Origin of the sequence: Roseburia sp. AF20-18LB (assembly GCF_003461185.1) — a bacterium.
GTDB lineage: Bacteria > Bacillota > Clostridia > Lachnospirales > Lachnospiraceae > Roseburia_C > Roseburia_C amylophila.
Window position 1 is genome coordinate 275,702 of sequence record NZ_QTWP01000003.1, and the last position, 26,624, is coordinate 302,325.

General features: G+C 43.4%; 18 protein-coding genes. All 18 read right to left on the reverse strand.

What is annotated here, in order from left to right:
- Nucleotides 1–85 precede the first annotated feature (85 nt).
- The gene (locus DWX65_RS08510) at nt 86–4,828 is read right to left on the reverse strand and encodes a DUF5057 domain-containing protein (RefSeq protein WP_118173232.1); all 4,743 of its coding nucleotides are present in this window, start codon (nt 4,826–4,828) and stop codon (nt 86–88) included.
- A gap of 30 nt (nt 4,829–4,858) precedes the next feature.
- Nucleotides 4,859–7,015: a type II secretion system protein gene (locus DWX65_RS08515; RefSeq protein ID WP_117698084.1), complete on the reverse strand. Its 2,157-nt coding sequence runs from the start codon at nt 7,013–7,015 to the stop codon at nt 4,859–4,861.
- A 27-nt stretch (nt 7,016–7,042) separates the two neighbouring features.
- Complete coding sequence (locus DWX65_RS08520) at nt 7,043–7,633, reverse strand: pilus assembly FimT family protein (protein WP_117947415.1); 591 nt, start codon at nt 7,631–7,633, stop codon at nt 7,043–7,045.
- A gap of 7 nt (nt 7,634–7,640) precedes the next feature.
- Entirely contained in the window at nt 7,641–9,857 is a 2,217-nt protein-coding gene (locus tag DWX65_RS08525) for a hypothetical protein (protein WP_117947416.1), read from the reverse strand.
- Nucleotides 9,858–9,869: 12 nt separating this feature from the next.
- On the reverse strand, nt 9,870–10,973 hold the full coding sequence (locus DWX65_RS08530) for a type II secretion system protein (RefSeq protein WP_118087567.1): 1,104 nt from the start codon (nt 10,971–10,973) through the stop codon (nt 9,870–9,872).
- Between the two features lie 55 nt (nt 10,974–11,028).
- A complete protein-coding gene (locus DWX65_RS08535) occupies nt 11,029–11,796 on the reverse strand; it encodes a hypothetical protein (protein WP_118173233.1) in 768 nt (255 codons plus the stop codon).
- The gene (locus DWX65_RS08540; RefSeq protein WP_118087569.1) at nt 11,789–13,492 is read right to left on the reverse strand and encodes a pilus assembly protein PilM; all 1,704 of its coding nucleotides are present in this window, start codon (nt 13,490–13,492) and stop codon (nt 11,789–11,791) included. Before DWX65_RS08540 ends, DWX65_RS08535 begins: the two co-directional genes overlap by 8 nt.
- 77 nt (nt 13,493–13,569) lie before the next feature.
- A complete protein-coding gene (locus tag DWX65_RS08545; protein WP_330414786.1) occupies nt 13,570–14,328 on the reverse strand; it encodes a prepilin peptidase in 759 nt (252 codons plus the stop codon).
- Nucleotides 14,329–14,359: 31 nt separating this feature from the next.
- The gene (locus tag DWX65_RS08550; protein ID WP_117947419.1) at nt 14,360–14,824 is read right to left on the reverse strand and encodes a type II secretion system protein; all 465 of its coding nucleotides are present in this window, start codon (nt 14,822–14,824) and stop codon (nt 14,360–14,362) included.
- A 77-nt stretch (nt 14,825–14,901) separates the two neighbouring features.
- Nucleotides 14,902–16,116, reverse strand: coding sequence for a type II secretion system F family protein (locus tag DWX65_RS08555; RefSeq protein ID WP_118173234.1), 1,215 nt, complete (start codon nt 16,114–16,116; stop codon nt 14,902–14,904).
- A gap of 118 nt (nt 16,117–16,234) precedes the next feature.
- Nucleotides 16,235–17,293, reverse strand: a complete 1,059-nt coding sequence (locus DWX65_RS08560; RefSeq protein ID WP_117841989.1) for a type IV pilus twitching motility protein PilT — start codon at nt 17,291–17,293, stop codon at nt 16,235–16,237.
- 20 nt (nt 17,294–17,313) lie between these two features.
- Complete coding sequence (locus DWX65_RS08565) at nt 17,314–19,008, reverse strand: GspE/PulE family protein (protein WP_118173235.1); 1,695 nt, start codon at nt 19,006–19,008, stop codon at nt 17,314–17,316.
- Between the two features lie 221 nt (nt 19,009–19,229).
- Nucleotides 19,230–20,924: a nucleoside kinase gene (locus tag DWX65_RS08570; protein WP_118173236.1), complete on the reverse strand. Its 1,695-nt coding sequence runs from the start codon at nt 20,922–20,924 to the stop codon at nt 19,230–19,232.
- A 28-nt stretch (nt 20,925–20,952) separates the two neighbouring features.
- Nucleotides 20,953–21,738, reverse strand: a complete 786-nt coding sequence (locus tag DWX65_RS08575) for a Nif3-like dinuclear metal center hexameric protein (RefSeq protein ID WP_118173237.1) — start codon at nt 21,736–21,738, stop codon at nt 20,953–20,955.
- Nucleotides 21,735–22,529 (reverse strand): tRNA (adenine(22)-N(1))-methyltransferase, encoded by a 795-nt coding sequence (locus DWX65_RS08580; RefSeq protein WP_118173238.1) that lies wholly within the window; start codon nt 22,527–22,529, stop codon nt 21,735–21,737. The genes DWX65_RS08575 and DWX65_RS08580 overlap by 4 nt, the downstream gene beginning before the upstream one ends.
- Nucleotides 22,530–22,532: 3 nt before the next feature.
- Nucleotides 22,533–23,645 carry an RNA polymerase sigma factor RpoD gene (gene rpoD / locus DWX65_RS08585; protein ID WP_118173299.1) on the reverse strand — a complete coding sequence of 371 codons (1,113 nt, stop codon included), beginning with the start codon at nt 23,643–23,645 and terminating at the stop codon, nt 22,533–22,535.
- A gap of 136 nt (nt 23,646–23,781) precedes the next feature.
- Nucleotides 23,782–25,563, reverse strand: a complete 1,782-nt coding sequence (gene dnaG / locus DWX65_RS08590; RefSeq protein ID WP_118173239.1) for a DNA primase — start codon at nt 25,561–25,563, stop codon at nt 23,782–23,784.
- A 3-nt stretch (nt 25,564–25,566) separates the two neighbouring features.
- Nucleotides 25,567–26,574, reverse strand: coding sequence for a deoxyguanosinetriphosphate triphosphohydrolase (locus DWX65_RS08595; protein WP_118173240.1), 1,008 nt, complete (start codon nt 26,572–26,574; stop codon nt 25,567–25,569).
- Between the last annotated feature and the right edge of the window lie 50 nt (nt 26,575–26,624).

A 26,624-nucleotide genomic window follows, 5' to 3' on the forward strand; every position in this document is an offset into this window, starting at 1 on the left:
CAACCTTTTTTTGATTTTACGAATTGCTTTTCCGGTCTTATACGATTTCGTTCCCATTTTTCCAATAAAATTTTTTTCTTTTGTTCTAATCCAAATCAAACAGCGTTGTTCCTAATATTTTCATAGATGCACTGCTCTGTGGAATGCCCTGGGCATTTTCACCCAGACCATAGCTGTCTCCATAATAGTCAAAGGTACTGACTGCATGAACTGCAATCCGCATATTACCATTGGTAATTGCCTCCTGTACTTTTGTATCCGTCAGATTATGAACTGTGACTTTATACACTTCCCCGCTCTTTAAGCCTCTGATTCTTCCGGCAGAATCTGTCGTAACCGTATCTCCGTTTACTGCTTCTGTTGTGATATACACCTGATTTTCTGCTGCCTGTACCGGAATTGCAATACTGCTGCCATTCTTATCTACCATGGAATAATCCACACTGATTTCCTTATCCGATGTGACGAGATTCGAATCTGTTACGGTGTAATAAAAACTTACTTCATTTTCCAGTGCCTTATTTCCGATGGCATTATCAGTATGTACATAAACAGCTTCCTTTTCTGCTGAAGTACGGCTTCCATTCTCTAAAAGCTTTACTACCGGATCTTTGATTCTTGTCTTGTACGCTGCAACAATGGTATTAAAGAATAACTGCTTCTCATTCACGTTACTTATTGTACTGTGTCCCACACCGGAATAGGTAATATTTCCAATGTTGTAAATATAATAATTGTTCCGCACATCATTCGGGGAACTGGTATAAATCGCCGAACCATCACCGGATGCACCCAGACAGTACCACACTACAATATCACTGTTTTCATCTCCATCCATATCCTCATCCATATTCAGCTGATAATACTGGTAATGGGTATTAGCTATCGTAATCTGACTGCCAATCTCATATGGATAATGGGTAATCTGTCCATCATTTACCTGGGTTGCATACATGCTGGCATTGTTTTTCAGGTTTCCAAGAGAAACATCATTTCTTTGTGTTGGTAACGGAAGTGTACGCCACATCATGTACTGGTTATAAGCATACTTTGCTTCCGTTGTACACTGCCACGGAGCATTATAATAATAATGGAAATTGATTGCACCATAAGTATAACCCTGTGTCTGTCCATAGGACTGCTTCTGATTCGTTCCCGGTACATACGCAATATCCTTATCACTTCCTAATACTGCAGAAGTCAGTGCCCCGCTGCCATCCGGATTCTCCCTTGTAGTTACGCCACCATGTGCCGTATCAATGGTTCCGGTTGTTATCTCATTGCCAGAGGCATCTGTAGTAGTACTGATGTCTAAAAGCTGTCCTTCCTTTAATAGCAGGGAACGAAGCTGTGCCGCCTGCGGGTCTTTGGAAGTCCTCTCATTATAAGTAATTCCATAACGGTCCATTCCAAGAACACCACGGAATTTCTGGTTTACCGTATAGCCCCAGTGACGTTCTACCTGGTTAAAATCTCCTGCATTACCCTGGTTGCTAAGCCAGCCCGGGTTCCATCCATTATCGCCATCCGGATTATCCTGACAGTACATCTGCTCGGTTGCCACATTGACAAAGGAAGAGGTATCATGGGTAAACAATACACTTCGTCCGCTGACAATATAATCATCTACTGCTGTCAGTGTGTCAGCATTGGTCATATCCGAATAACTGTCCTGGAAACCAAAGATTAACATCTGATAATCCTTCAGCTGTTCAAAGGATGTATATTTGCCATCGAAATCGCGCATTGGAATGGCTGTAATTTCAAACCGGACTCCCTCTGTATTTTCAAAATTGCTGATAAAATTCCGCACGTCACCATCTGTAGAAAGATTAAAGTAACCGCCCCATTCATTATTATTTCCCATAATCTGAAGCACCTTAACAACCTGTACACTATCATCACCAGCTGGTCTTGATACAATCGTATAACCTGTCTTTGCTGTACGGATATAGGCATTGGTGGTCTGAGTCAGTTCCAGTTTCCAGGTCAGCATACCACGATAGTCACCTGGAATGTCTTTTTCAAGATAGTACTCCTGTCCGCTGCTCAACTGATATTCTCCAGCTGCATCCCGGTTGACTTCATTGCCGGAAGCATCAAAAATGATGCAGTCCTTCTGCCGTTCGGAATAGGTATCATTTTCGATAAATTTACCATCGGCATTCATATCAAAATAAAGTCCTGCATGATATACCGTAGCCACGCTGGCATCTACGGTACTATCAATCCGGAAGCGGTAACGCAGCGTATAGACTCCGGAATCCTTCTTATCGGTACGGATTTCTACAATTTTATTGCCATAATTGTTATCCGTAGTACGTGCTGTTCCTGTACTTAATGCCATATCACTCTCTTCTGCTCCGGTAGACGGATTGAGCATGGCAAGCTTAACCTTAGGCATATTAATATAGTACCGGAAGCTGCTCTCATCATTTGGCCTGCCTTCGGTATCCAGATAAAAGACATTATCCTGTGCAAGATTTTCCTTTGCGAACTGATATAGAACAGAAGAATTATCTACCACCTTTGCATTGATTTCACCTTCTGTGGTCACAAAATTCTGTGCAAAAAGAACCGGATATTTCGCTCCGAGGAATTCTTCCAGGTCACGTTTCTTGCTCTCTGTTATATCATTTCCGCTGGCACGGTATACTCCTACATTTCCTACTGTAACGGTAATTTCCTGACGGTCATTTCTATTCTTTGGATTATCATACTGGAAACCACTGATGGCCTTTGTTGCGGTAACGAGCTTACCTAATCCGCTGTCCCACTCATCCCGGTCACCGTATGGGTCTCTTGAGCTGTCCGGATTGCCTCCATAGAGATAATTCGATGTATTATTATCTACATAATCAGTATCTAAAAGTCCACCAAGAATAGCTTTTCTTAAGAATGCATCCCCGGTATGTGCATAGACCAGCCCATTCATCAGTGAATCATTATAAACCGTATTTCCTTCAGCATCACGGTTCATATAATCCCCCTGAAGCTTTACATCAGAATTTCCATTCTCTCCGGCATAACCAAGTCCAAAGTAAACCAGATCGTATTCCATGTTCATGTCTTCGATTTTACCAATAAACTCCGCTGAAGTCATCCGGGTAATACTGATATTGTCAATGGCAACACCTGTCCAGTCTGCCAGCTTCTTTTTGGTAAGAATCCTGTCATCAGCTGCATTTTCATCAAGATACAGTGCACCCATTGCCGGTTCGATATCCAGCACCCGCAGCTCCTCTTTATCACTAAAGGTTCTCTCATAAGGATAATTTAAAATATACTGTAAGACCATGTTTTTTGAAAGCGTGGTATCAATCGCATCCGCTGATGTACGGAGGGTATTCTCCTGTTCAATCAATGCCCGCACCGGTGCAAATCCCTCTGCCTCCTGCAGCTCCTGCGGAAAAGCTTCCAGCAGGCCGGTAAATACATGCTGCCGCACCCCGTCTGCATCTGTCATCTTCATGCAGTAAACATTATTTTCCGCATAATTAGTATGATTGCCAGTGTAATTGCTGTTTAAAGAAGCGGTATCACATAATTCTGCGGCATCCACAGTCTGCGGGTCATCCTTTAACTCCTTCTGGATGCTCCAAACCACAAGCTTTGCAATATCAGAAGTATTATAATCAGTAAGTGCACTTTCTAAGACAGTAGAATCAATAAGAACCGGTGCTTTGCCTAAAATTTTCTTATATATTTTATCCACCTGTGCAAGAAGCTCCGGAGAAGAAAGCTGATATTTCATTCCGGTATCATAACCCTGTCCGCCGATATAAATAAAATCCATACCGGATACATCTACAGAAGCAAGTCCAGACTCTGTTACTGCCGTTACTTCTACCTTTAAATCATCCTTGGACAATGCTCCTAATACATAGTCCCGGAACAGGTTATTATTATAAAGTCCACCGGTATACCAGACAGAGCCCATCTCCACCTGACAGGACTGATTTGCGCTGTCCTCTTCCGCTGTTCCCGGCACAAATGCAAATGCTCCATCCCCTGATTCAGTATATGAATATGGTTTTACAGCATCTAATTGTGCCAGATAATGTCCATGTTCGGAATCTGCTCCAACATAGTAAAAGTCTGAAATATAGTAATAATTACCACCTGTCATAGGATTTTCAACTGCTTCATAATAACCATCTGTTCCATTATCCCGGTACTCATATGGCTGGTTATATGGTGCTTCATCCTTAAGTGGTGTTCTCCGTTCAAATTCTACTGCATAATCCCCAGTTGCATTATAAGAGAAGGAAACTACATTGGGATTATAGTTTCCGTCATAATCCTGCCGGTAAGCATAATGTCCCTCAGCAGTAATTGTCTCATACTGTTCTTCCGGAAATACCAGCTTCTTGTAGTCCTTCTGCTGCTCCTCTGTCGGGAAAAAAGCCTCCTCATAAGCTTCTGCATAAAGTGGTGTCTTAGATGTATCACCGGAAGCTATCTTCCCGTCCTCCAAACGCTGCTTTAAGCTGTTGATATAATTCATTCTCTCCTGCTGCGTATTTTCGATACCATTCTCTGCAAAGTAAGCCAGCATTCCATCTGCCAGGGCTACCGGCTCACTGCCCGCTGCAAGATAGCCCATTTCACTTTCTGCTCCATCCGGCATAATCTCTAAAATCCGATAGGTCTTATCTTCTGTTGCCATCTTCTGTGCAACGATACTTTCCACCCCCGGCAGTACTCCGTTTGCTGAAGTCTCTACCGGCCGGAATGCAGCAACCGCAACTGTTATACCTGCTACTGCTGCTACCGTTGCCTGAATGATTCTCTTTCTGGAATTTTTCAAAGAATTCTTCCGTTTCATATATCCTGTCCTCTTTTACTTCTCAACAAGCTAGTTTGCCTTCAATGTATTAACCAGATCCATTACACTGCTTTTTTCCATAAAGGAGAACTCCCTGTCTCCCCGACTATTTACATGCAAATTTTTTGCTATTACAACACCCCGGCAATAACCCGCCTGACCTTCAAAATAAACATCTCCTTCCGGTGCATAAATCAGCCCGTCAAAAGTAGTAATTCCTTTGAATTTCAAGCTATGTTCTCCCTTTATATAAATCACCGTATCACTATTACAACAAATAAAAGGTGCATCAAGTTCAACATCTTTATCAATAATAATAATTCCCTCTAAATTAAGTATCTTAGAACTTTCATACCTTCCCGGTCCGTCCTGTGTAAATTCATTTACGCCAGACAGCGTACGCTCATTCTCACCTGTATGCTGCTCCGATGGTGTAAGTTTATGCGGCTCGCCGGTATTTGCTATCAACCCATTGATTCCGGAAGTAAGATTCGTAAATTGTAATGTTGAATCTGCTATCATTACCGGTCCCCTGCAATGTACACTTGACCAGAACCAGTTCTCCTGATCTGGAAAATATGTTGTTTCCACAATATATGGGAAATCCAATTCCTCCGCCACATGAATTGTAACAGAATCATAGCCTGTATGCCATTGATTTCCAGCTTTGACTGTAACATAAATTTCACCATCCTCAGCTGTTTCATCAATACTTATTTTTATCTTTTCATCATCTGTTCCAGAGGTCTCAAAAGTATAGGAATCCTTATTTATATTCCCGCCTTCTTTAAATTCATAACTACGTTTTGTTCCAATATCGAACCTCTTTAATGCTGTAGACAAATTCACGGTGTCTCCAGGATGTACCCAATAATCCAAACCATTTGATTTATCAAAATATACAACATCACCTGCTCCAGCTATTTCAGGCGAATCCACCACCTCTATATAAACCATATCTTCATACGGCTGACCATCTACTATACCGCTAATCTTCACTGTATATTCTCCTAAAGGTGTCCCCGGATACTCTGTTTTCACACATCTCGCATTCATCAAATCCAATGATGGATATCCTCCTGCAACTGTTACAGAATCTGCGGGATTCACCGAAAGTAAATCCAATGGATTACTTTCCCAGGTAATAGAACCACTTAATGTTCCATTCACCCTTGCATAGATATACATTGATTTTCCTCTTTGCAGCCAGTATTTCCGAATCTGGCCTAAAGACAGCTTCTTGCCATGTACTACTGTTACTTCCGCCGTTCCTGACTTGGTGGTATCCTGTACCGATGTTGCTGTTACCGTTAAGGTCTTTGCCTTCTCATCCATGCTGATCCACAGCAGTCCATCCGCTGAAATAGTGGTAAGGGAAGACGTATTTCCGGAAAGACTCCAGGTTACCTCCTGGGATGGTGAATTATTACCATAAACAATTGCCTGAAATGCCTTTCTTCCGCCAGGCCGCATCATAACCGTCTGTGGCAGAACCTTAACGCTGAGTACGGATGAAATGACCGGTGCTGCATCCGGTGTATAAGGTTCCCCATTTACTACAATCTGGTTACGCAGATACACTGTAGTATCCGCTCCATAACTTTTCTCTCCACTGGCAAGAGCAACAGACACTGTTACCTGACGCAGTGAAGTTACTTTCGTCAGATCAATGGAAAAATCTGTTACATGCGTTGCCAGATCCTGTTCTTCTATATTTTCAGTTACCGTTCCTGCCGCATCAATAGTCTCCTGCTTATATGTCAGCTTCTCTGTGGATTTTGTCCACAAAACGGTCTCTTTTGTATATCCGGTATCGGTGGTCTTATAAATCTCCAGCCATTTTCTGGTCAGTCCTGCTGCTCCACCCGGATAAAGGCTGTCCTTTAAAATTTCCGTGCCGCTTCCACTCTCTGATACATCTGCATAATAACGAAGTGCACTGTCTGTATCGATAATATAACTATCCATCTGGGATAGGAGAATCTGTGCATCCTCCTGTAAGTCTGCTTCATCGGTTACTTTTCCATATGTTCTTGTGGAGAAAATCAAAAATGTGCCGATTAATCCACCGACAATTGCCACAATCGCAATTCCCACCAGCAGTTCAACCAGCGTAAATCCTTTATTATCATATATCCCGCATTTTCTGATTTCACAATACTTCTTTGAAGCTTTCCTGTGGTCCACTTTGTTTTCCTCCTCCCTGCTTTTTGCTTACTGTATCTCATGTCTGCCGGTGGCAGCACTTATTTTTATCTGCATATCACGGTCTGACAACTTCAAATATATACCAGTATAATAGCTTTCCACACTGTTTACCTTTACGGTCTTAACCGCCCCCGTACTTCTGTCATAGAGAAATTCTGCCGCACTGCTTAAATTACTCTCACTGCCCTGATTGGATAATGTAACATCTGATACTGCTGTCCCGTCTTTTCCTTTATAACTTAGCGTAATCGTCAACGGTTCTTTTCCAAGTGAATACTTTTCCAGCACCTTGTCCTCAGTTACACGGTAAATATTTCCGTCCCGGCAGGATTCCTTTATTATTGCTGCATAATATTCTCCATTCAATTCATAGACAATAAGACCTGCAGTATCACTCTTACTCATAGACTGAACCATAGCTTTATCCAGTGCTGAATCCAGTCTTTCCGCAGCATGACGCAGTTTCCATCCATTCTGTGAGCCGGTAAGCAGAAACGCTCCCACAGAAATAATTGCAAGAATCGCCACGGTAACAATCAGCTCTACCAACGAAAATCCACTATTCTTTTTTCCGCTTATACGATTCCCTTTCTGCATCTTATCTTTACTCCTTTGACCAGTTCTGATAGGTTACAAGCTTCGTTACATCCACGGCATCCTCTCCGGTATATGCCTTTCCAATACTGCCTACATAGTACTGGCTGTTCTTCAATACCTGTGACAGAATATAGGTATCTGACCCCTTCTTATATTCGGCATTCTGGATGACTCTGGCAGCATCCTGCATATCAGATGACACTGTTGAACTGCTGCTTCCCGGCATGCCAAAGGTCACCTGGCCACCACTTAAAATTGTACCGGAGTAATCTGCTGTAACCTTCACATCTCCGGTTGCAATGATAAGCGGTACATTCTTTCCACCCAGAAACGAAGCATCCACCTCCAATGCTGATGCACCTTCATTATCTGTTACGTATGCCACCTGCCGGACTCCATCCCCATCGGTAAATTCAAATTCAACTGCTCCGGATGTGCCAGTAATTTTTTTCAGCCCGTCTACATCCACCAGATTTTCAAACACAGTGGCTGCCTTCTGCTCCGCTGTAAGCCTCTCATAATCCTTTGTCAGTGAAATATTATAAGAAGCATACATATCCTGCCAGCCACTCTGCAGTCCGGCATAATAACCATCCTCGTAAATATCGTCTAATCCATTACTTATGGTTGTCGGCTCAATGGTACGGATTCCTTTTGTATCCCAGACAAGAATACTTCCGTTGGTAATCTTCTCCACAGAGCTGCTCTCCCGGATAGATAATTCTGCGTCATCCACATAAAGAGACAGGTACTGCTGCCTTGTGGCTGCATGGTCTGCATCATTGTAGTATGCAAGGTCAAATGCCGCAGCTTCCTTTGCATTCTCGAATTTTAAGAAATAATAAACCAGACCATCTTTATATAATGGTGTGATATCCAAAGCATGATAATTTTTTAACACTTCATAATTAATATATTTTTCCGGAGCTGCTGCAAAATCACTCTTTGCCATAAAATCTTCCGCTACCGTTGTGGGATTGGTAGTATTTATAAGAAAACAGTCTGCCGGTGCAAGATATGCCGTCTGGCTGCTCTTTACAGCCAGGGATTCTCCCATCATGGCATTGCCGCTTCCGATATAGGCATTTCCTGCTAACATCAATGTCTTTAATCCATTCATGCGGATACTAGCCTTGCCACTGTCTGCAATTCCATTGATAATCATGGCACTGCTGTATGCCGCCTTATTGGCATTGACTTCTTCTGTAACTACAGATGCCGCTGCCTTGGCAGTCTCCGGATTACCGTAGCCATAATACTCTCCACGCAAGGTAACATCACCGCTTCCGGTAATCGTCAAATCATCCGATACATATGTACTGCCAGATAAGGACAGGGCTGCGTTGCTGTAAACATTGAGATTATCTGCCCATATCGTAGCTTTGGTATCCGTTGTAAAAGAACCTTGGTTTTCTACCGTAAGTCCGCCTCTGGTAATCAGCGTCTTGCGCAGTCCAAGCATTACACTTCCACTGTTGTCAATGTGGAATCCATTCCGGTCACTGCTGCTCCCGGTATAATAATTGCCTGCGTATACATTGCCATTCATGGTAAGTGTACGGTTTCCATTGTTTACCCAGACACCTTCATCTGCTACCACACAGTAATTCAGCAAATCCGGTACTGATGTTGACTGGATAAAGTTTACCTGTGGATAGCTTAATACAAGATCTGTATCTACAACTGACTCATAAGCATCTGCATCCTTATAAGAAAGCTCCAGATTCATAATCACAAGACCGGACTGTGTTACCACAAAATCTGCATCTTTGCCATCCTGTGTTGTAAGTCTGGCTCCGGTACCGGTTGCTGCTTCATAACGGTGGGACGCACCGATATAATTCTCAAGATAGCCGATATCATAATGGGTATCATCCATGGTCTGCCCGATTTTCTTCTTTAACTCCTTCCGGTACAATTCCCGGAAGGTGCTCTGACGCACAGCATCCTGATAACTGCTGGCAGAATATTGTGACATAACAGAAAGATATGCCGTGGTTGCTGCATCTGCCACATCCTGCTGCAGACCGGTACGTATCTCATCCATTGCCGCTTCTGCATCATAGAAATTATCCGCAGACTTCTTATATACTGACTTCATCTGTATATTCATCAGAGAAAGAGACAGTACTATAACCACCAGTATGCTTACCAGTGCCACTGTTCCAATGACCATGACCAGTGACATTCCTCGATTGTCCCGTGATTTCTTCCATCTGTTCATTGTTTTCCCGCCTTACTTCATTGCCGTTCCTGTTAAGGTAATTGATTTTTCCGAATCTACCGGTTTAACGGTTACTTCTACTGTATAAAGTCTGGCTGCATCTGCCTTTGCAGCCTCGCCCATCTTCTGAAAACCAAAGGCGCTTTTAGCTGTAGCTGCTGTAATACTGCTTCCATTTCGTTCTATACTGCCGATGTCTGTCTTATCATCTACAGAAAGATTTGTATGAATCTGTGTTGCTGCCACTGTTGATGGAGCACTTTCTATAATACTGACTGCAAGTGGTGTATCCTGCGAGCCCTGACGGATAAGATATACATCAACCGGAATATCCTGTCTGTTTTCGATTACCACCTTCTCCTGCGTTCTGTACATATCACCGGCTGTTCGAAGTGCCGGAATATAGCACACATAAAGACTTCTGAGATCTGCTCCGGTCAGCACCGAATCAAATATGGTCAGGGTCTGGGGTGTTCCGATTGTATTTCCGGAAGCATCACTGTATGTTACCGTCTGGGTAACGGTATATCTGCCGTGATTTTCCTTTACTGCAAAGCGGTATTCCGTTCTGCATGCATTCAGCAGTTCTTCCGCCTTCATGCCCAGCGAATCCGCATTTTCATCTATTATGTCAAATCTTGCATTCTTGTCCTCTACATAAACAGCATCCCGGCTGTCATCCATAACAGAAATCTCCGGGATACCCTGTGCATTATATGCTTTTTCATCCGTACCATCCAGATAGGTCTCCTGCGATGGTGTCATTACTGCCTTAACATCATATGCCCTGCCATCAAAGCTGTAATTGCTATACTCAGCCTCATAAACCGGAAGATCCACACCATCTATCGTAACCGTGTCTCCCGATTTCACACCATAGCCTTCAACACCTGCTGCTTTTATTTCTTCCATAATATTTTCAGCCAGCGTAGTCGCATTTAAATTCTGTCTTGCCCTGACATTGGTCTGGGCAGATGTTACAAATGCTTTCAGTAAAGGAACTGCACACAGTACGAGAATCGCTACTGCAATCAGAATTTCCACTAATGAAAATCCCCGGTTATTTAAACTACAATTTAATTTATGATTTAATTTTCTGCCATTATAACCGCTCATACCATCTCTGCTCCTTTCTGCTTTTCACATTTTCTTCTATACTGTCCGGCTTTTCTTACCGCCTGGTATCCGTTCCTGTGGTACCTGTTGTTCCTGTGGTACCTGTTGTTCCTGTGGTACCTTCCGTACCTGTGGCATCCGATGGAGCTGCCGGAGTAATCGTTCCCGTTCCAAAGATATTATCTGTTCCTAAGGATACCCCATCAATGGTTAATGGTTCATATGGTTTCTCACTTCCGTAAAGATAATACATATTTACCGTCATATTTCCTTTCAGTTTCCCGGTTTCTTCATCCGGCTCGAAGCTTGCTGTATCCACAGACATCTTGAAATTATTATTCTTTAATCCACGCAGACAGTTCTTAAGCTGTGTATAATCACATTCACAGTCAAGACTTACCACGGTACGATATAACAATTTGCCATCATCTGCCGGATTACTTCCATCTTCATTCATTTCATAAACCATTTCGTCCGTCTGGAGACCTACGCCGGTAACATGAAAGCCATACTCTTTTTCAAGACTTCTGGCAAACATAATCTTATCCTCCGAACGGATCTCTGATGGAATTGCATCCATTACCTCCTGCATTTCCTGTGTCATGGAATCTGTATATGCCTTATAAGTCTCTTCGTTCTGCTTCATGGTCTGCATAACCTTTACTTCTCCACGCACCTCATCTACCTGGCTCTTTAAATTTTTATTTGCCTTCTGGACATTCAGATATCCAAACTGGTAGATTAAGAAAAATAATACTATGCCGCCTAATACAAATATCAGTTTTAATTCCCTGTCGTTTACTTTCTTATTTTCCTTATTCATTGTCTGCCTCCCCACTTTCGGTACTGCCTTCCATATCCGGATAAATATACTGGTCACCATTCATATAGGTCTCGACATCTTCTTCCGGTGTGGTCTCGGTATCAATGGAATCATCTGCTGTACCATTTACATAGGTACACATCACTGAAAATGTTACCGTAATTTTACCGTTCTCATCTGTGGATTCTGTAATTCCGTTGGTCGTTACACTGCGGAAAGCGTCGAAGGTTGCAAGATTCTGCAAAATCTTTGCTGCTTCTTCCTTTGTAGATACTTCAATGTCCATGGAAATTCCCTCTCCATTACTGGTAAGGCTTGTTACCTTTACACCGGATGGGAATTTTTCTTCCATTTCTTCAATGGCATCTGCCAGTGCATCACTGACTGTCTCTGTCTTGCCATTCATTTTTGTCACATCATCATACTGGCTCTTGGTATCCACATATGCATTATAAATATCCTGTATATATTCCAGTTCATCCTTCTGCTTATTCAGAGTATTCAGTTCGTGGGATAATGCAATCCTCTGTACTCCGGATAATGCCAGCAATATCACAGCACATGCCACGCAAAGCAGACCAATCAGCTTTGCTGCAAGCAATTCGCGTTTTTTCTTCTCTTCTATAATCTTTGCAGTCTGTGCCGAACCAAACACAAAGTCTAATGGCTGTATTGCTGCTCCATAGCAGGCTTCATACATGGCATCAAATCTGCCTCCGGATGTACGGAAACCGTTTAAAACATCTTTTTCCTGTAAATGTACCGGAAGATTCAATTCCAGGGACATCAGTCTGTCCAGTCCCTTGATATAAGCTCCGTTACCAATCAGGAAACACTCTTTTACTTCTGCCCCATTATTTCTGGACTGATAATAATCTAATACCCGCCGAATATTGCCAATCATCGGACGCAGTGCTTCTACCGCTTCTGCCCGCATGGCATTCATGGCATCTTCCGGTGCCGCCTGGTTTGCATCCAGACAGTCTGTCTGCTGTAATATATCCATTGCTGCCGGATACTGTTCCTTCGGGAAAAGACCGGAATCCACTACAACCTTCTCTACTTCTTCAAAGCCATAAAATACTGTTCTTTGTAATACAACCATTCCCTGATTGATAATCGTAATCATGGTTGCATTATTGTCTAATTTTACAGAACAGCAGATATTATTTCCTACCGCTTTATGCATCATCTGGAAAATACTGTTTCCCACATAATCAAGTGCTGTAAGTTCCAGGGAGCAGAAATCTGCCAGCTCTTCATAAGACTGTACCAGATCTCCCGGCACAGCAAATACATATAATTTTCTCTTCTTTACCGTGTCCTGCTGTACCACACCTTCATTCCGGTATACCAGCTGGTACCGGGATAAATCTACCGGGAAGAAATCTGCTGAATTTGTATTTAAGAAATCCTTGATACGGTTTTCTTTTATCATCGGAATCAGCACTTCACGGCTTGCTATCTTACCGGAATTAACTACAAACAAAGTTTTCCGTGTCTTAATCTTATTTGCATCCAGAAGCTTATGTAAGGCTGTGCGGAATTCCTCACTCTTACGCACACCAGCTTCTCCAATTACACCTACCGGAGTCTGAAAGCTAAAGCTTCGATATACTTTCGGATTCTTCACCCGGTAATCCATCTCCAATACATGGGTTACATCAACACCTATTTCTATACTTAATATCTTCATCCTTCACTCACCTTTCGTGATTATAACTGGAAAGCATACCTATGCTTCATACACTTTCCACTTATAATCACTCTTTTCTACATAAAAAGTCCCAGATACCAGTCTATCATCCCATTTCCCCACAGGGCAGCAATAAATATCCCGACCGATAAGTATGGACCCAGCGCCAGCATTCTGCCGGCACCACATACCTTCATCCGGAACAGATGTACCACAGAACCCGCAATACATCCAATCACAAATGCAAGAATAATCAACTTCCATCCGAGAAGCAGCCCGGCAGCCGCCATCAGCTTGATGTCTCCACCACCAATTGCTGCTCCTCTGGTAAGAAGTGATAATAACAGCAAGAACAAGCTCACTGCAAAGAAACCAATCATCAAGGTTCCTCTGTCCCCTTTTCCAAATACGCACCGGATAACCCCCAGTACAAACAGGAACACATTGATTCCAAAAGGAATCTCATAGGTGCGGTAATCTATCACACTAAGTACGATTAACGCAGAAGTCATAAGACAGTATAAAATACTGTCCCACCTAAAATCTGTTGCGTAAAATACAACTACATAAAGGATTCCATTGAGTGCTTCGACGATAGGGTACTGCTTTGACAGCTTCGAACCACAGTAACGGCATTTTCCCTTTAAGAAAAGATAACTGAACAGCGGCACTAAATCATACCATTTCAACCGATGCCCGCAGCTCATACAGTGGGAACTCTCCCGGACGATATCTTCTTTCTGCGGTATCCGGTAGATACAGACATTTAAGAAGCTTCCGATGACAATTCCATATATGAAAATAAATACTGTGATGAGTGCAAGCATTGGTGTCATGGTATGTAGTGTCCTTTCTTAGCTCAGCGGATTATTTTGTCCACTTATCTTTATCCACTCCTTCAATGGATGGAGAAATCTTGGTATCTTTTGTAGCATCATATGCTTTATCTGCCTCGCTTGCTGGTGCAAGATATACAGCAACCGCACCCTTGCTGTCACAGCTATACATAAATAAATAGCTTGAATCTACTTTACATGTAGGTGCTGCTTTTCCCATTTCTAATGCCTCTGCAACAGCAGCTGTTACTTCATGCTTGTTTCCATCATAAGTCATACCTGTTGGTGCTGTTCCCTGAGAATCTGCGTACTGAGCTGCTACTGCATTGTAGATGTTCTCTGCCTGCTGGATATCTCCGGATACTTTGGAGCTGCTGATGTACTTAACAAACTGAGGAATTAAGATTCCTGCTAAGATTGCCATGATGGCAATAACGATGATTAACTCAACTAATGAAAAGCCTTTGTTGTTCTTTCTGTTTCTAATCTTGTTCATAATGCTATTCTCCTTCTTGTATAAATATAAATATTTTATCTTAAAATCCCGCCCCTATTACGGAATCTTAATTCGTTTTACATGTTGCCGAGCTGGTTGTACATGGAAAGCATCGGCGCATAAATTGCTGCAATCAGAATTACTACGATAATTGCCATTACTACGATAATCATTGGTTCCATTGCCGCCATAACCGTCTGGGTGGTCATCTCAACCTCTTCATCATAATAATCTGCCAGCTTGTCTAACATGCCCTCAATATCACCGGTTTCCTCGCCGATAGAAAGCATGTGGATTACCATAGGCGGAAACAGTCCGCCCTTCCGCAGCGGTTCTGATAACGGAACACCCTTTGCCACTTCCTCTCTTGCTGACTGCAATTGCAGCTGGAAGTGACGGTTCTTCATCAGCTTGGTGACTGCATCAATTCCATGAATCAATGGGATTCCTGCATACATTAAAGTACTTAATGTACGGGCAAACTGTGAAGAATATGTCTTTATGTTTAACTTGCCAAATATTGGAAGTTTCATGGCTATTTTGCCAAAGAACAGCTTTCCATTCTCTGTCTTGCGCCATTCCCGGATACCAAGTACAATCAGCAGGATTCCTCCCACGAAAAGATACCAGAATTTTGTAATCACATGGCTCATGCTCATCATTGCCCGGGTGATGCCCGGCAGCTGCATGCCTGCCTGCTCAAAGGTTGCTGCATATCCCGGTATTACCTTTACTACCATCAGAATGACGATTAATACTGCCACAATCAGCAGTACCACCGGATAAGCCAGTGATTTTTTCATTAAACCGGACAGTTTCGCCGTCTTATCAAACTGCACTGCCATACGGCTGAAGGAAAGCTCGATATTACCGGAGGTCTCTCCTGCCGCCACCATATTCACTAACATTTCCGGGAAAATCTCTCCCTGATGTCCCATGGCTTCGGATAGTGTCTGTCCTTTCTCCACTTCGGTACGCACTTCATGAAGTGCAGCGGAAAGTCTCTTATTTTCCGTCTGTTCCTCTAACATTCCAAGGGCATCAATTACCGTAACCCCGGCTTCTATCATACTGACAAACTGCCGGCAGAACACGCTTAAATCCCTTGGTTTTACTTTCCGCCCAAAGCTTAATTTAATATCCTTTTCCAACATTCCGACTTCCTTTATGGATATTAAAGTAAGTCCGTTTTTCTTAAGCTGGGCTGCTGCCTTGTTCTGATTTTCTGCATCAATGGTTGCCTTCTTCTCTTTTCCCATGGCATCCACTGCTATATATGAATAACTGGGCACCTTCTCATCCCCCTTACAGTATATTTATCGGTTAAATTTCAAATTTGTTAACCATTTTTTTCATTCTACGGTATCCACGGAAGCTGCTGTTAACAGTTCCCTGCAGATGCTCCGCAGTTTAGAATAGCGTTACCTTCTGCTGCATAACTGCCGGCTCCTGTGCAAAACTTACGGCATCTTCTGCTGATATCTTATTCTGCATATAAAGATCGTAAATGGCATCATCCATTGCCTGCATGCCAAGCTTCTTGCTGGTCTGTATCATAGACTGTATCTGGAAGCTCTTTCCTTCACGTATCAGGTTACGGATTGCCGGAGTGGCAAGCATGACCTCGTAAGCCGCCACACGTCCACCGCCTTCCTTTGGAAGAAGCTGCTGGGCGATAATTCCTTCAATAACACCTGACAGCTGTATCCTGGTCTGCTGCTGCTGATGCGGTGGAAACACGTCAATGACACGGTCAATGGTTGCTGCTGCACTGTTGGTATGCAGGGTTGAAAATACCAGATGTCCGGTCTCTGCCGCCGTAATCGCAATACTGATTGTTTCCAGGTCACGCATCTCCCCCACCAGAATTACATCCGGGTCTTCACGCAATGCGGCGCGAAGTGCTGACGCATAACTCTTACTGTCGTAACCGATTTCCCTCTGCAATACAATTGACTTGCTGTGAGGATGCAAATACTCAATCGGGTCTTCCAGTGTAATAATTGTCTTAGCATATGTTTCAGAAATAATATGTATCAAAGACGCCAGTGTGGTAGATTTACCACTTCCGGTCGGTCCTGTTACCAATACCAGTCCACGCTTGCGGTTTGTCAGGTCAACCACAGATGGTGGAATACCAAGCCGCTTTGCTTCCGGTATCTCAAACGAGAGTATACGGAGTGCTACCGCGTAAGTACCTCTCTGACGGAACACATTAAAACGCACCCTGTGAAAGCCTGCGATAGAATACGCAAAATCCAGTTCTCCATTTTCCTTCAGCTCTGCCTTCTGCTCTTCCGTCAACAGCGGTTCTATCATTTCTTCTATTTCAAATGGTTTTATCTTCTCATCTGATGCAGGAACCAGTTCTCCATCAATTCGGAACATCACCGGGCTTCCCGGTGCAAGATGGATATCGGATGCCCCTTTTTCATTTCCTTCCCGCAAAAACATTTCTATTCTGTTCATTGTAAAATCCCCAGCTCTCCTTAATCCTCAGCAGATACTCCCACCAGCTCTGACACAGAAGTAATTCCTTCTAAAACTTTACGTCTGGCTCCCTCTGCAAGAGTTTCCATTCCATTTTCTACTGCCAGATGTTTGATTTCGGCAGTGGAAGCATCTTTTGCTATGGCGTTTTTCATTTCCGTGTTGATTTCCATCATCTCATAGACACCGATTCTGCCCTTATATCCTGTATTGGCACACATTGGGCAGCCCTTTGCTTCAAAAATCATCGTCTCATCCAAATCATCCAGATTCAGAAGCTTGCGCTCATATTCAGTCGGCTTATGCGGCTGTTTACAGTTCGGACAAAGTCTCCGCACCAGACGCTGGGCAATCACTCCGATTACGGAATCTGCAAGAAGATATCCCTCTACGCCCATATTTAACATTCGGGTAATGGTTCCTGCTGCACTGTTGGTATGCAGGGTACTTACTACCAGATGTCCAGTAATAGAAGCCTGTACCGCAATCTCTGCGGTTTCTTCGTCTCGGATCTCACCAATCATGATAATATCCGGATCCTGTCGCAGGATTGAACGCAGTGCAGATGCAAAGGTCATATCCGCTTTGGCATTTACCTGTACCTGATTGACGCCGTCCAGATTCGCCTCTACCGGGTCTTCTACTGTGATAATATTAATATCCTCTGTATTCAGTTCAGAAAGTGCTGTGTAAAGCGTCGTTGATTTACCACTTCCGGTTGGTCCTGTTACCAAAAGGATTCCATTCGGATGCTTTAACATACGGTCAAAGCTTTCCAGCTCCCCCGGGGTAAATCCAAGTTCCCTCTTATCCTTGGTCAGTGCTTTCTTCTGTGCAAGACGAAGTACACACTTCTCTCCATAAACCGTTGGCAGGATTGATACACGGATATCGTATTCCACACGATCTACCACAAGGGTAATTCGTCCATCCTGTGGTTTTCTTTTTTCTGATATATCCATGCCGCCAATAATCTTGATACGTGCTGTAATTGCATTCAGAAGCCGGATGTCGTAGCTCGCCTTCTCATATAACACACCATCAATCCTGTAGCGGATTCTTACACGGCTTTCCAATGCTTCTATATGTATATCACTGGCACGCTGTCTTGCTGCCTGCTCAATCATGGCATTTACCAGAAGAACAATCGGGGAATTTGCAATATCTTCATCATTCTCCTTCTCCTGTTCCCTCTGCTCTTCCTGCCGGCGCTCCAGTGCATATGCCTCAGCCACCTTCCTTGCTTCACTGCTTCCATAGAAACGGTCAAGGGTAAGCATAATATCATGGGTTGTGGCAATTACCGGTGCGACCTGCAGATTAGTAATAATAGAAAAATCATCAATTCCACGCATATCCATCGGGTCGGCCATTGCCACACGGACTTCATTCATATTATTCGGTGAAAAGCCAATTGGTACCATGACATATTTTCTCAGAACTGCCACGTCCACCAGCTTTAGCACATTTTCTTCTATCTGTATTCCACTAAGCGAGACTATTTCCAGTCCAAGCTGGCTTGACAGTGCCTTGGCAATATCCGTCTCATTGGTATAACCCAGCTCTACCAGAACCTCACCCAGCCGCTTTGTAGTCCCCTTTTTCTTCTCTAATGCATCTGAGAGCTGCTCATCTGTAATAATCTGTTCCTCAATCAGCATATCCCCCAGACGTTTCTTCTGTCTGCTTTCCATTCTCTGCCACTCTCCAAATCATTCTTCACATATCATGATGTGACAAAAATCATCATTATTTTATTATAGCCATTCTTTACATGCTTTTCAACAAAATTTCTTTTTCTATTCGTTTTTTTCGTTATATTTTGTCTATTTTTTATGTTTTAAGTAAAATTCAGGGATAGACAACTATCTCTTTTGCACAAGAAACACGGTCTATCCCTCATATTGCTTCTATATCAGACATTAAAACAGCTTCCACCGATAAACTCACGGATAATCGAATTGTTATTGATATTATCCGCCGGTACCGGAAGGAAATAATCTAAGAACTTCAGCAGCCGCTTCGCTTCAAGATATTCCGGGCAGTCCCGTTCAATTGCAAACAACAATGGCTCTGCATACTGTTTCAGCACAGCAAGCTCATAAATTAAAGCTGAATTAAACATTACATCGGCACCTTCCTGAAATGGGAAGATATTCTTTTCTTCTCCCCGCCTTACCGAATCCCACATGGCAATGGTCTCCCTCGCTGATGTAGCCCTGGTTCTTGCATCCCTTACAATTCTCCGTATCAGTCTGCCATCTGTCGTCGGCAGGCAGTTATGTTCATCAATATCCAGCTGGGTCAGCGCACTGATATAAATACGGAATTTGCTTTCCTGCGGCAGAGAGTAGGAAAGCCTGTCATTCAGTCCATGGATGCCTTCAATAACAAGGACATCTTCCTCTCCAAGCTGCATCATTCTTCCTTTTGTTTCCCGTTTTCCGGTTTTAAAATTAAATACCGGCAGTTCCGTTGCATCTCCATTTAAAAGACTTGTCATATCATTATTAAAACGGTCAATATCCAATGCCTCCAGGCATTCGAAATCCAGTTTTCCATCTGCATCTTTCGGTGTCTTATCCCGGTCTACATAAAAATCATCCAGCGGAACCGGATGCGGTTTCATGCCATGGGCGGCAAGCTGTATGGACAGCCTGTGGGAAAACGTTGTCTTTCCAGAAGAGGATGGACCTGCTATCATAATGAATTTCTTATGATGTCCTTCTTTAATCTGCTCTGCCAGCTGTCCTATTTTCTGTTCCATCAGAGCTTCCTGTATCAGAATAATTTCCTGTATTCTGCCAGCAGAAACTGCATCATTCAAAGCTCCTATGGTTCCTACTCCCATGGTATGTCCCCACTCTGACGCTTCTTCCAGTGTCAGGTACAGTTTATCCGATGGGACAAAAACATCCACCGTCCTGGTATCTTTTCCCGGAAAGAGCAGCATAAAACCTTCTTTATATAATGTCAGGTCAAAATATTTCAGATAACCGGTAGACGGTACCATATATCCATAGAAATAATCTTTGTAATGATCCAGCTCATAAATATTGACTCTTGAGCTTCTCCGGTAGCGGAACAGTCTTTCTTTATCGGTCATTCCCAGTCTCCGGAAGAGTTCTACTGCATCTGCCGTCGGCAGACTGTGCTTTTCAATCAGAAAATCGGCTTCTACCAGACGCTGCATCTCCTGCTTTAAATTCCTTAACATCTGTTCATCGACAGCTACCCATTCTGCCTGCTCTGATGCTCCGTTCTTTTCCTCATTCCGCTTCAGTTCACAATAATATCCCTGGGCAATGGAATGCATGATGCGGACCGTAATCTTTTCTTCCCCATAAAGATTATGCACTGCCTTCTGCATCAGTAACGCCGTACTTCTCCGGTATGCTTTCCTTCCATCCTTGTCTGCTGTTGTAATAAAGGTAAGATTTCCCGATTCTACCTTCTCACGCAGCTCCCGCAGGCGGTTGTTCACCAGCACCAGGACAATATCATCCGGAAACTGTTTCTGATATTCCTTGGCAAGCTGCTTGTATGTGGTTTCCGGCACATACTCCCTTACATTTCCATGAATATTAATTCTACATTTAATTTCTCCCATAGTAGTCCCCCATTTCTTTGATTACTATTTATACAATATAGGAAAACGGAGATTGTAACTTCTGGCTGTATATGTTCAGTTCCGGTAATTTTTCCTTGAAATATTCTGCCATATAGGTTACAAAAATATGCTCCAATCCATAATGTCCTGCATCTAAGATACTTAAGCCTCTGGCCGCTGCATCGATTCCCGTATGGTGGTCAATATCTCCCGTTATCAACACCTGGGCACCCTTTGCAATCGCTTCATCCACTTCACTCTTTCCGGAGCCGGGGCAAATTGCTGCACGCTGTACCATGCGGCTGGTATCACCAAATACTTTTACCGCTTCTGTCTGAAACCGGCTTCTTACAATCCTGCCGCAATCCTCAAGGCTTATCTGCTGTGGCAGCATTCCTACTTTACCGATACCACAGGATTTTCCCTGCCACTCCCCGGTTACTTCCAATGGCTCTGTCTCCATTAGTTCCAGGTAATCTGCTGCAAGGTCAGCCATGACGCAGATATCAAAATTCGTATGCATCGCACAGTAAACCATATCCTGCTGTGCCAGCCCGTAAATTCTTCTGCCGATAAAATCACTGGTAAGAACATTTTTGATTCCACCAAAGATTAACGGATGATGCGTCAGTATCATATCAGCCTTCCGGTCTTTCGCTTCCGCAATTACTTCGTCGGTTGCATCCACCGCCAGATAGATACTGTTTATCTCTTTCTCCCATCTGCAGACCTGAAATCCTGGATTATCCCAGTCACAGGCCATTGCTACAGGAGCAAGTGTCTCTAATATTTCCCGTATCTGTTCACACTTCATATCTTTTCTCCCATGATACGCTCTGCTTCTTCTATCATTGCAAGTTTCTCTTCCAGTTCTTTCTGCCGTTCAAAGCGTCTTGTACTGCCATCTTCTTTCTGCTGCAATTCATCCTGTTGCGTTGCAGATTGTCGCAGCAATTCTGGTTTCTGCAATACAGTCTGCTCCGGCATAAGCTTCTGGATTTCAAGTTTCTTTAAGATTTCCGAGAACTGCTGTCTCTGTTTTATTAAATATTGTTTTAATATTTCATTTTTTGTCTGTAATAAATATCCACCATAACGAAAAGCAACATCCGTCAACGGTGCTGCTTTTCCCGGTACACATCTTAACATCACGTAATATTTGCCTTCTTCTTCCACCATATCTTCTTCTTCAATGTGAAAGCCTTCCGCATAAATATAACGGCGTACCTCTTCTATTTCAGACTGTGGCTGTAACACAAGATTATTCATCTTCTTCCAGACTTCCGGATGCTCTGCAAGAATCCGTTTCGTCAACGCTCCACCCATTCCAGCGATTACCACGCCATCGGCTTCGGATGGAGCCAGTGCTGTAAGTCCATCGGACAATCTGGTTTCTATGTAATCTTCTAAATGAACTTCCCGGATATGCTCCTCTGCCCGAAGAAGCGGACCCCGGTTCACATCCATTGCAATGGCATGCCCAATACGTTCTGACTGGATCAGATAAATCGGAACATAACCATGGTCACATCCTACATCTGCAAGGCAGGTGGTATTCTGAACCAATGCTGCAACTGCCTGCATTCTTTTTGAAAGTTTATTCATATATTACTCCAGATAGTCCTTTAATTTGCGGCTTCTGCTTGGATGACGCAGTTTACGGAGTGCCTTTGCTTCAATCTGACGGATACGCTCCCTGGTTACATTGAATTCTTTTCCAACTTCTTCCAGTGTACGGGCACGTCCATCTTCCAGACCAAAACGAAGGGTTAATACCTTCTGCTCCCGCTCGGTCAGTGTTCCAAGCACTTCCTCCAACTGCTCTTTTAACAGGGTAAATGCTGCTGCATCAGCAGGTACCGGTACATTATCATCCTGAATGAAGTCTCCTAAATGGGAATCTTCCTCTTCACCAATCGGGGTCTCTAAAGAAACCGGCTCCTGGGAAATCTTTAAGATTTCACGTACACGGTCTACCGGCATATTCATTTCTGCTGCAATCTCTTCCGGGGTCGGTTCACGTCCCAACTCCTGCAGTAACTGTCTTGAAACGCGGATCAGTTTGTTGATTGTCTCAACCATATGAACCGGGATACGGATGGTTCTTGCCTGGTCTGCAATGGCTCTTGTGATTGCCTGACGAATCCACCATGTTGCATAGGTAGAGAACTTATAGCCTTTCCGGTAATCGAATTTCTCAACGGCTTTAATCAGACCTAAGTTACCTTCCTGAATCAGGTCTAAGAATAACATACCACGTCCTACATAACGTTTTGCAATACTTACCACCAGACGAAGGTTGGCTTCTGCCAGACGTTTCTTTGCTTCCTGATCACCTAATTCCATCCTCTTTGCCAGTTCGATTTCTTCCTCTGCACTTAAAAGAGGCACTTTACCGATTTCCTTTAAATACATACGAACCGGGTCCTCAATGGATACGCCGTCCGGTACCGATAAATCAATCTTTTCTACCTCTACCTCGTCTTCGTCATCTAAGATGATATCGTCATCGATATCGTCTTCATCCATGATTCGAAGCACATCAATGTTATTGGTCTCAAGGAAGTCTAAGATTTTCTCAAACTCATCTGCATCCAGTTCCATGTCCTTGAAGAACTCGCTGATTTCCTGATACTCAAGGCTGTTCTTTTTCTTCTTTGCCAGTGCAAGGAGTTCCTGAAGTTTTTCCTGCAATTTTGCTTTTTTCTCCTCAATGCTCATCTTTTCGTCTTTTGCTGCCGGAGCACTTTTTGCAGCTTTTGTTGTCTTTTTCGTAGTCTTTTCCATCTTTTCATCCATTTTCTTGTTCATCCTCTCATGATTCGTCATATAAACGGGACTAAATAGTATTTTGTCCTCAATCTATAGAAATATGCATTTTCTCCATATTCTGCAAGGTTCTCTTATCTGCCACAATCTGTTGCAAGCCCTGCATATCCGTAGGTTCTAAGTGCGCCGAACGATAGGAGATGCTGTTATCCTTCACCCGCAGAATCGTCTCTTTTAACGCCTTATCCCGCTCTGCAGCAGAATCCACTTCATGGATTCTCGCATGGAAGAGCTCTGCAACTTCCCGCTGTTCCTCTTCTTCTGCAAATAAACTGATAATCTGTGCCGGATTGACAGTACCCGACTTCTTCTGCTCATAGAGAAGCTCTGCCACCTTACGGAAAATGTCTTCCGTAAAATCTTCCGGTGTAATGATATCTTTGATTTTATCGTACAGATTATCATATTCTATGAGCCAGGTCAAAAGCAATTTCTGGGACTGCTTCATGCCGTCCTCTTTCTTATGCTTCTTCTCATTCAGCCCACTCTTAAGCGGTGTCCGCTCTTTTACAAGTCCTCCCTGGGTGCCCAGCTGGTTTACCAGATTCCGGAGTGCTTCAAAGCTCATATGATATTTATCTGCCACAGCTTCCATATAATTGTTCCGTTCCAGTTCCGTGGTAAAATCAAGCAGTTTCTTTGCCACTTCTGTCTGGAATGCGGTCTTTCCTTCCGGGTCCTTCATATCATATTTCTGCTCTAAAATCCTGATTTCAAACATAAAGCTGTTTTCTGCCGCATCAATCCGCTTCTGGTATTCTTCCGCTCCAAGTGCCTTGATGAATTCATCCGGGTCTTTGTACGGCTTCATGTTGATGACTTTGGCAGTCAGCCCTACTTCTTTTAAAATCGGGATTGCACGAAGTGCCGCCTTAATTCCGGCGCCATCGCTGTCGAAGGTAAGATAAACCTCCTTCGTATATCGCTTCAGCAGACTGGCATGTCCACTGGTAAACGCGGTTCCTAAGGATGCCACTGCATTGTCAAAGCCTGCCTGATGCAGCGCAATCACATCCATATAGCCTTCACATAAGAGCATCTGCGGTTTCTTGGTCTGTCTTGCAAAATTCAATGCATACAGATTCCGGCTCTTATCAAAGACTTTGGTCTCCGGCGAATTCAGATACTTCGGTTCACCGTCTCCCATGACTCGTCCACCAAATCCGATTACTTTATTATGCACATCCATAATCGGAAACATGGCACGATTCCAGAATTTATCATGTCCACCCCGGACTTCGTCAATGGACACAAGACCGGATTCCTTTAAGATTGCATCATCATATCCAAGCTTTCTTAAATAGCGGTACAAATCATCACTGTATTTATCCGAATAGCCAAGCCCAAACTTCTGCATGGTGGCATCCGATAATTCTCTCTTTTTAAAATATTCATACGCCTGTTTTCCGTGTTCGCTCCGCAGCAGCATATAATAATATTTGCCGGCTGCCTTGTTAATCTCTAACAGAATCTGGCGTTTGTCTGCTTCTTTCTTTGCCTGGGCACTCATTTCCTGCTTCGGCAGTTCGATTCCGGCACGCTCTGCCAATGCCTCCATCGCTTCCGGGAATGAAAAGTTCTCATACTGCATCAGAAAGGTAAATACATTTCCGCCTGCTCCGCATCCAAAGCAGTAATACATCTGCTTATTCGGTGATACGGAAAAAGAACCGGTCTTTTCATTATGGAAGGGGCACAGTCCAAAATACGTGCTGCCTTTTTTTGTCAACCGTACATATCCGGAAATCACATCCACAATATCATTTCTGGAACGTACTTCTTCTATTAATTCATCTGAATAATATGCCATTCCTTAATTCACCTGCCAAGCTTTCGGTACAAAATATTCTGAGAATTTGGCAATTGCATACTGGTCGGTCATTCCTGCGATATAATCACATACTACCCGTTCTTCCTCTTCGCCTTCTGCAATCATATCGGTATACTGCGCCGGCATTGTCATCGGATGTTCCATATAATATGTAAACAGTTTGCTGAGTAAGCCTTCTGCCTTTGTCTCTTCGCCTTTGGCAATGGAATTGGTATATACGCTTACAAACATGAACTTCCGTAAATCCTGCATTGCCTGGAAAATTTCTTCGGACATAATGATATCCGGCTTATCCATGCTGTTGGTTATAATATCATGAATCAGTGTATCCAGACGGTCTGCTGAATTCTTTCCCAATACCTTCCGTATCTCGATTGGAATATCTTCTTCCACCATTATCTTTCCACGCACAGCATCATCAATATCATGATGAATATAGGCGATTTTATCGGAAAAACGGACGATTTTGCCTTCCAGTGTATGCGGCATCGTACTGGTCTGATGATTTAAAATGCCATCCCGCACTTCCCATGTCAGATTCAGCCCCTGTCCGCCTTTTTCCAATTTCTCTACGATACGCACACTCTGTTTATTATGTTTAAAACCACCGGAGCAAAGTTCATTTAACACCCGCTCTCCGGCATGACCAAATGGCGTATGTCCCAAATCATGCCCTAATGCAATGGCTTCCACCAGATCTTCATTCAGCCGCAGTGCCTTTGCAATGGTTCTGGCATTCTGTGATACCTCTAAGGTATGCGACATACGGGTACGATAATGGTCACCCTTCGGTGTTAAGAACACCTGCGTCTTATTCTTCAGACGGCGGAATGCCTTACAGTGGAGAATACGGTCTCTGTCTCTCTGGTATACGGGACGTATATCACAAGGTGCCTCCGGATAATCCCGTCCTTTGGAATTCTCGCTTAATGCTGCATAAGGGCTTAACATCTCATGCTCCATGCGCTCCATCCGTTCCCGAATTGTCATATCCTTATCTTCTCCCTTCCTGTCACATCACCATTTCATGATGTAAATGC

Excerpts from the sequence above, each read along its gene's own strand:
- DWX65_RS08510 (WP_118173232.1), bottom strand. The coding sequence starts at position 4,828 with ATGAAACGGAAGAATTCTTTGAAAAATTCCAGAAAGAGAATCATTCAG.
- DWX65_RS08520 (WP_117947415.1), bottom strand. The coding sequence starts at position 7,633 with ATGCAGAAAGGGAATCGTATAAGCGGAAAAAAGAATAGTGGATTTTCG.
- DWX65_RS08525 (WP_117947416.1), bottom strand. The coding sequence starts at position 9,857 with ATGAACAGATGGAAGAAATCACGGGACAATCGAGGAATGTCACTGGTC.
- DWX65_RS08530 (WP_118087567.1), bottom strand. The coding sequence starts at position 10,973 with ATGAGCGGTTATAATGGCAGAAAATTAAATCATAAATTAAATTGTAGT.
- DWX65_RS08535 (WP_118173233.1), bottom strand. The coding sequence starts at position 11,796 with ATGAATAAGGAAAATAAGAAAGTAAACGACAGGGAATTAAAACTGATA.
- DWX65_RS08540 (WP_118087569.1), bottom strand. The coding sequence starts at position 13,492 with ATGAAGATATTAAGTATAGAAATAGGTGTTGATGTAACCCATGTATTG.
- DWX65_RS08545 (WP_330414786.1), bottom strand. The coding sequence starts at position 14,328 with ATGACACCAATGCTTGCACTCATCACAGTATTTATTTTCATATATGGA.
- DWX65_RS08550 (WP_117947419.1), bottom strand. The coding sequence starts at position 14,824 with ATGAACAAGATTAGAAACAGAAAGAACAACAAAGGCTTTTCATTAGTT.
- DWX65_RS08560 (WP_117841989.1), bottom strand. The coding sequence starts at position 17,293 with ATGAACAGAATAGAAATGTTTTTGCGGGAAGGAAATGAAAAAGGGGCA.
- DWX65_RS08565 (WP_118173235.1), bottom strand. The coding sequence starts at position 19,008 with ATGGAAAGCAGACAGAAGAAACGTCTGGGGGATATGCTGATTGAGGAA.
- DWX65_RS08570 (WP_118173236.1), bottom strand. The coding sequence starts at position 20,924 with ATGGGAGAAATTAAATGTAGAATTAATATTCATGGAAATGTAAGGGAG.
- DWX65_RS08575 (WP_118173237.1), bottom strand. The coding sequence starts at position 21,738 with ATGAAGTGTGAACAGATACGGGAAATATTAGAGACACTTGCTCCTGTA.
- DWX65_RS08580 (WP_118173238.1), bottom strand. The coding sequence starts at position 22,529 with ATGAATAAACTTTCAAAAAGAATGCAGGCAGTTGCAGCATTGGTTCAG.
- rpoD (WP_118173299.1), bottom strand. The coding sequence starts at position 23,645 with ATGAGCATTGAGGAGAAAAAAGCAAAATTGCAGGAAAAACTTCAGGAA.
- dnaG (WP_118173239.1), bottom strand. The coding sequence starts at position 25,563 with ATGGCATATTATTCAGATGAATTAATAGAAGAAGTACGTTCCAGAAAT.
- DWX65_RS08595 (WP_118173240.1), bottom strand. The coding sequence starts at position 26,574 with ATGACAATTCGGGAACGGATGGAGCGCATGGAGCATGAGATGTTAAGC.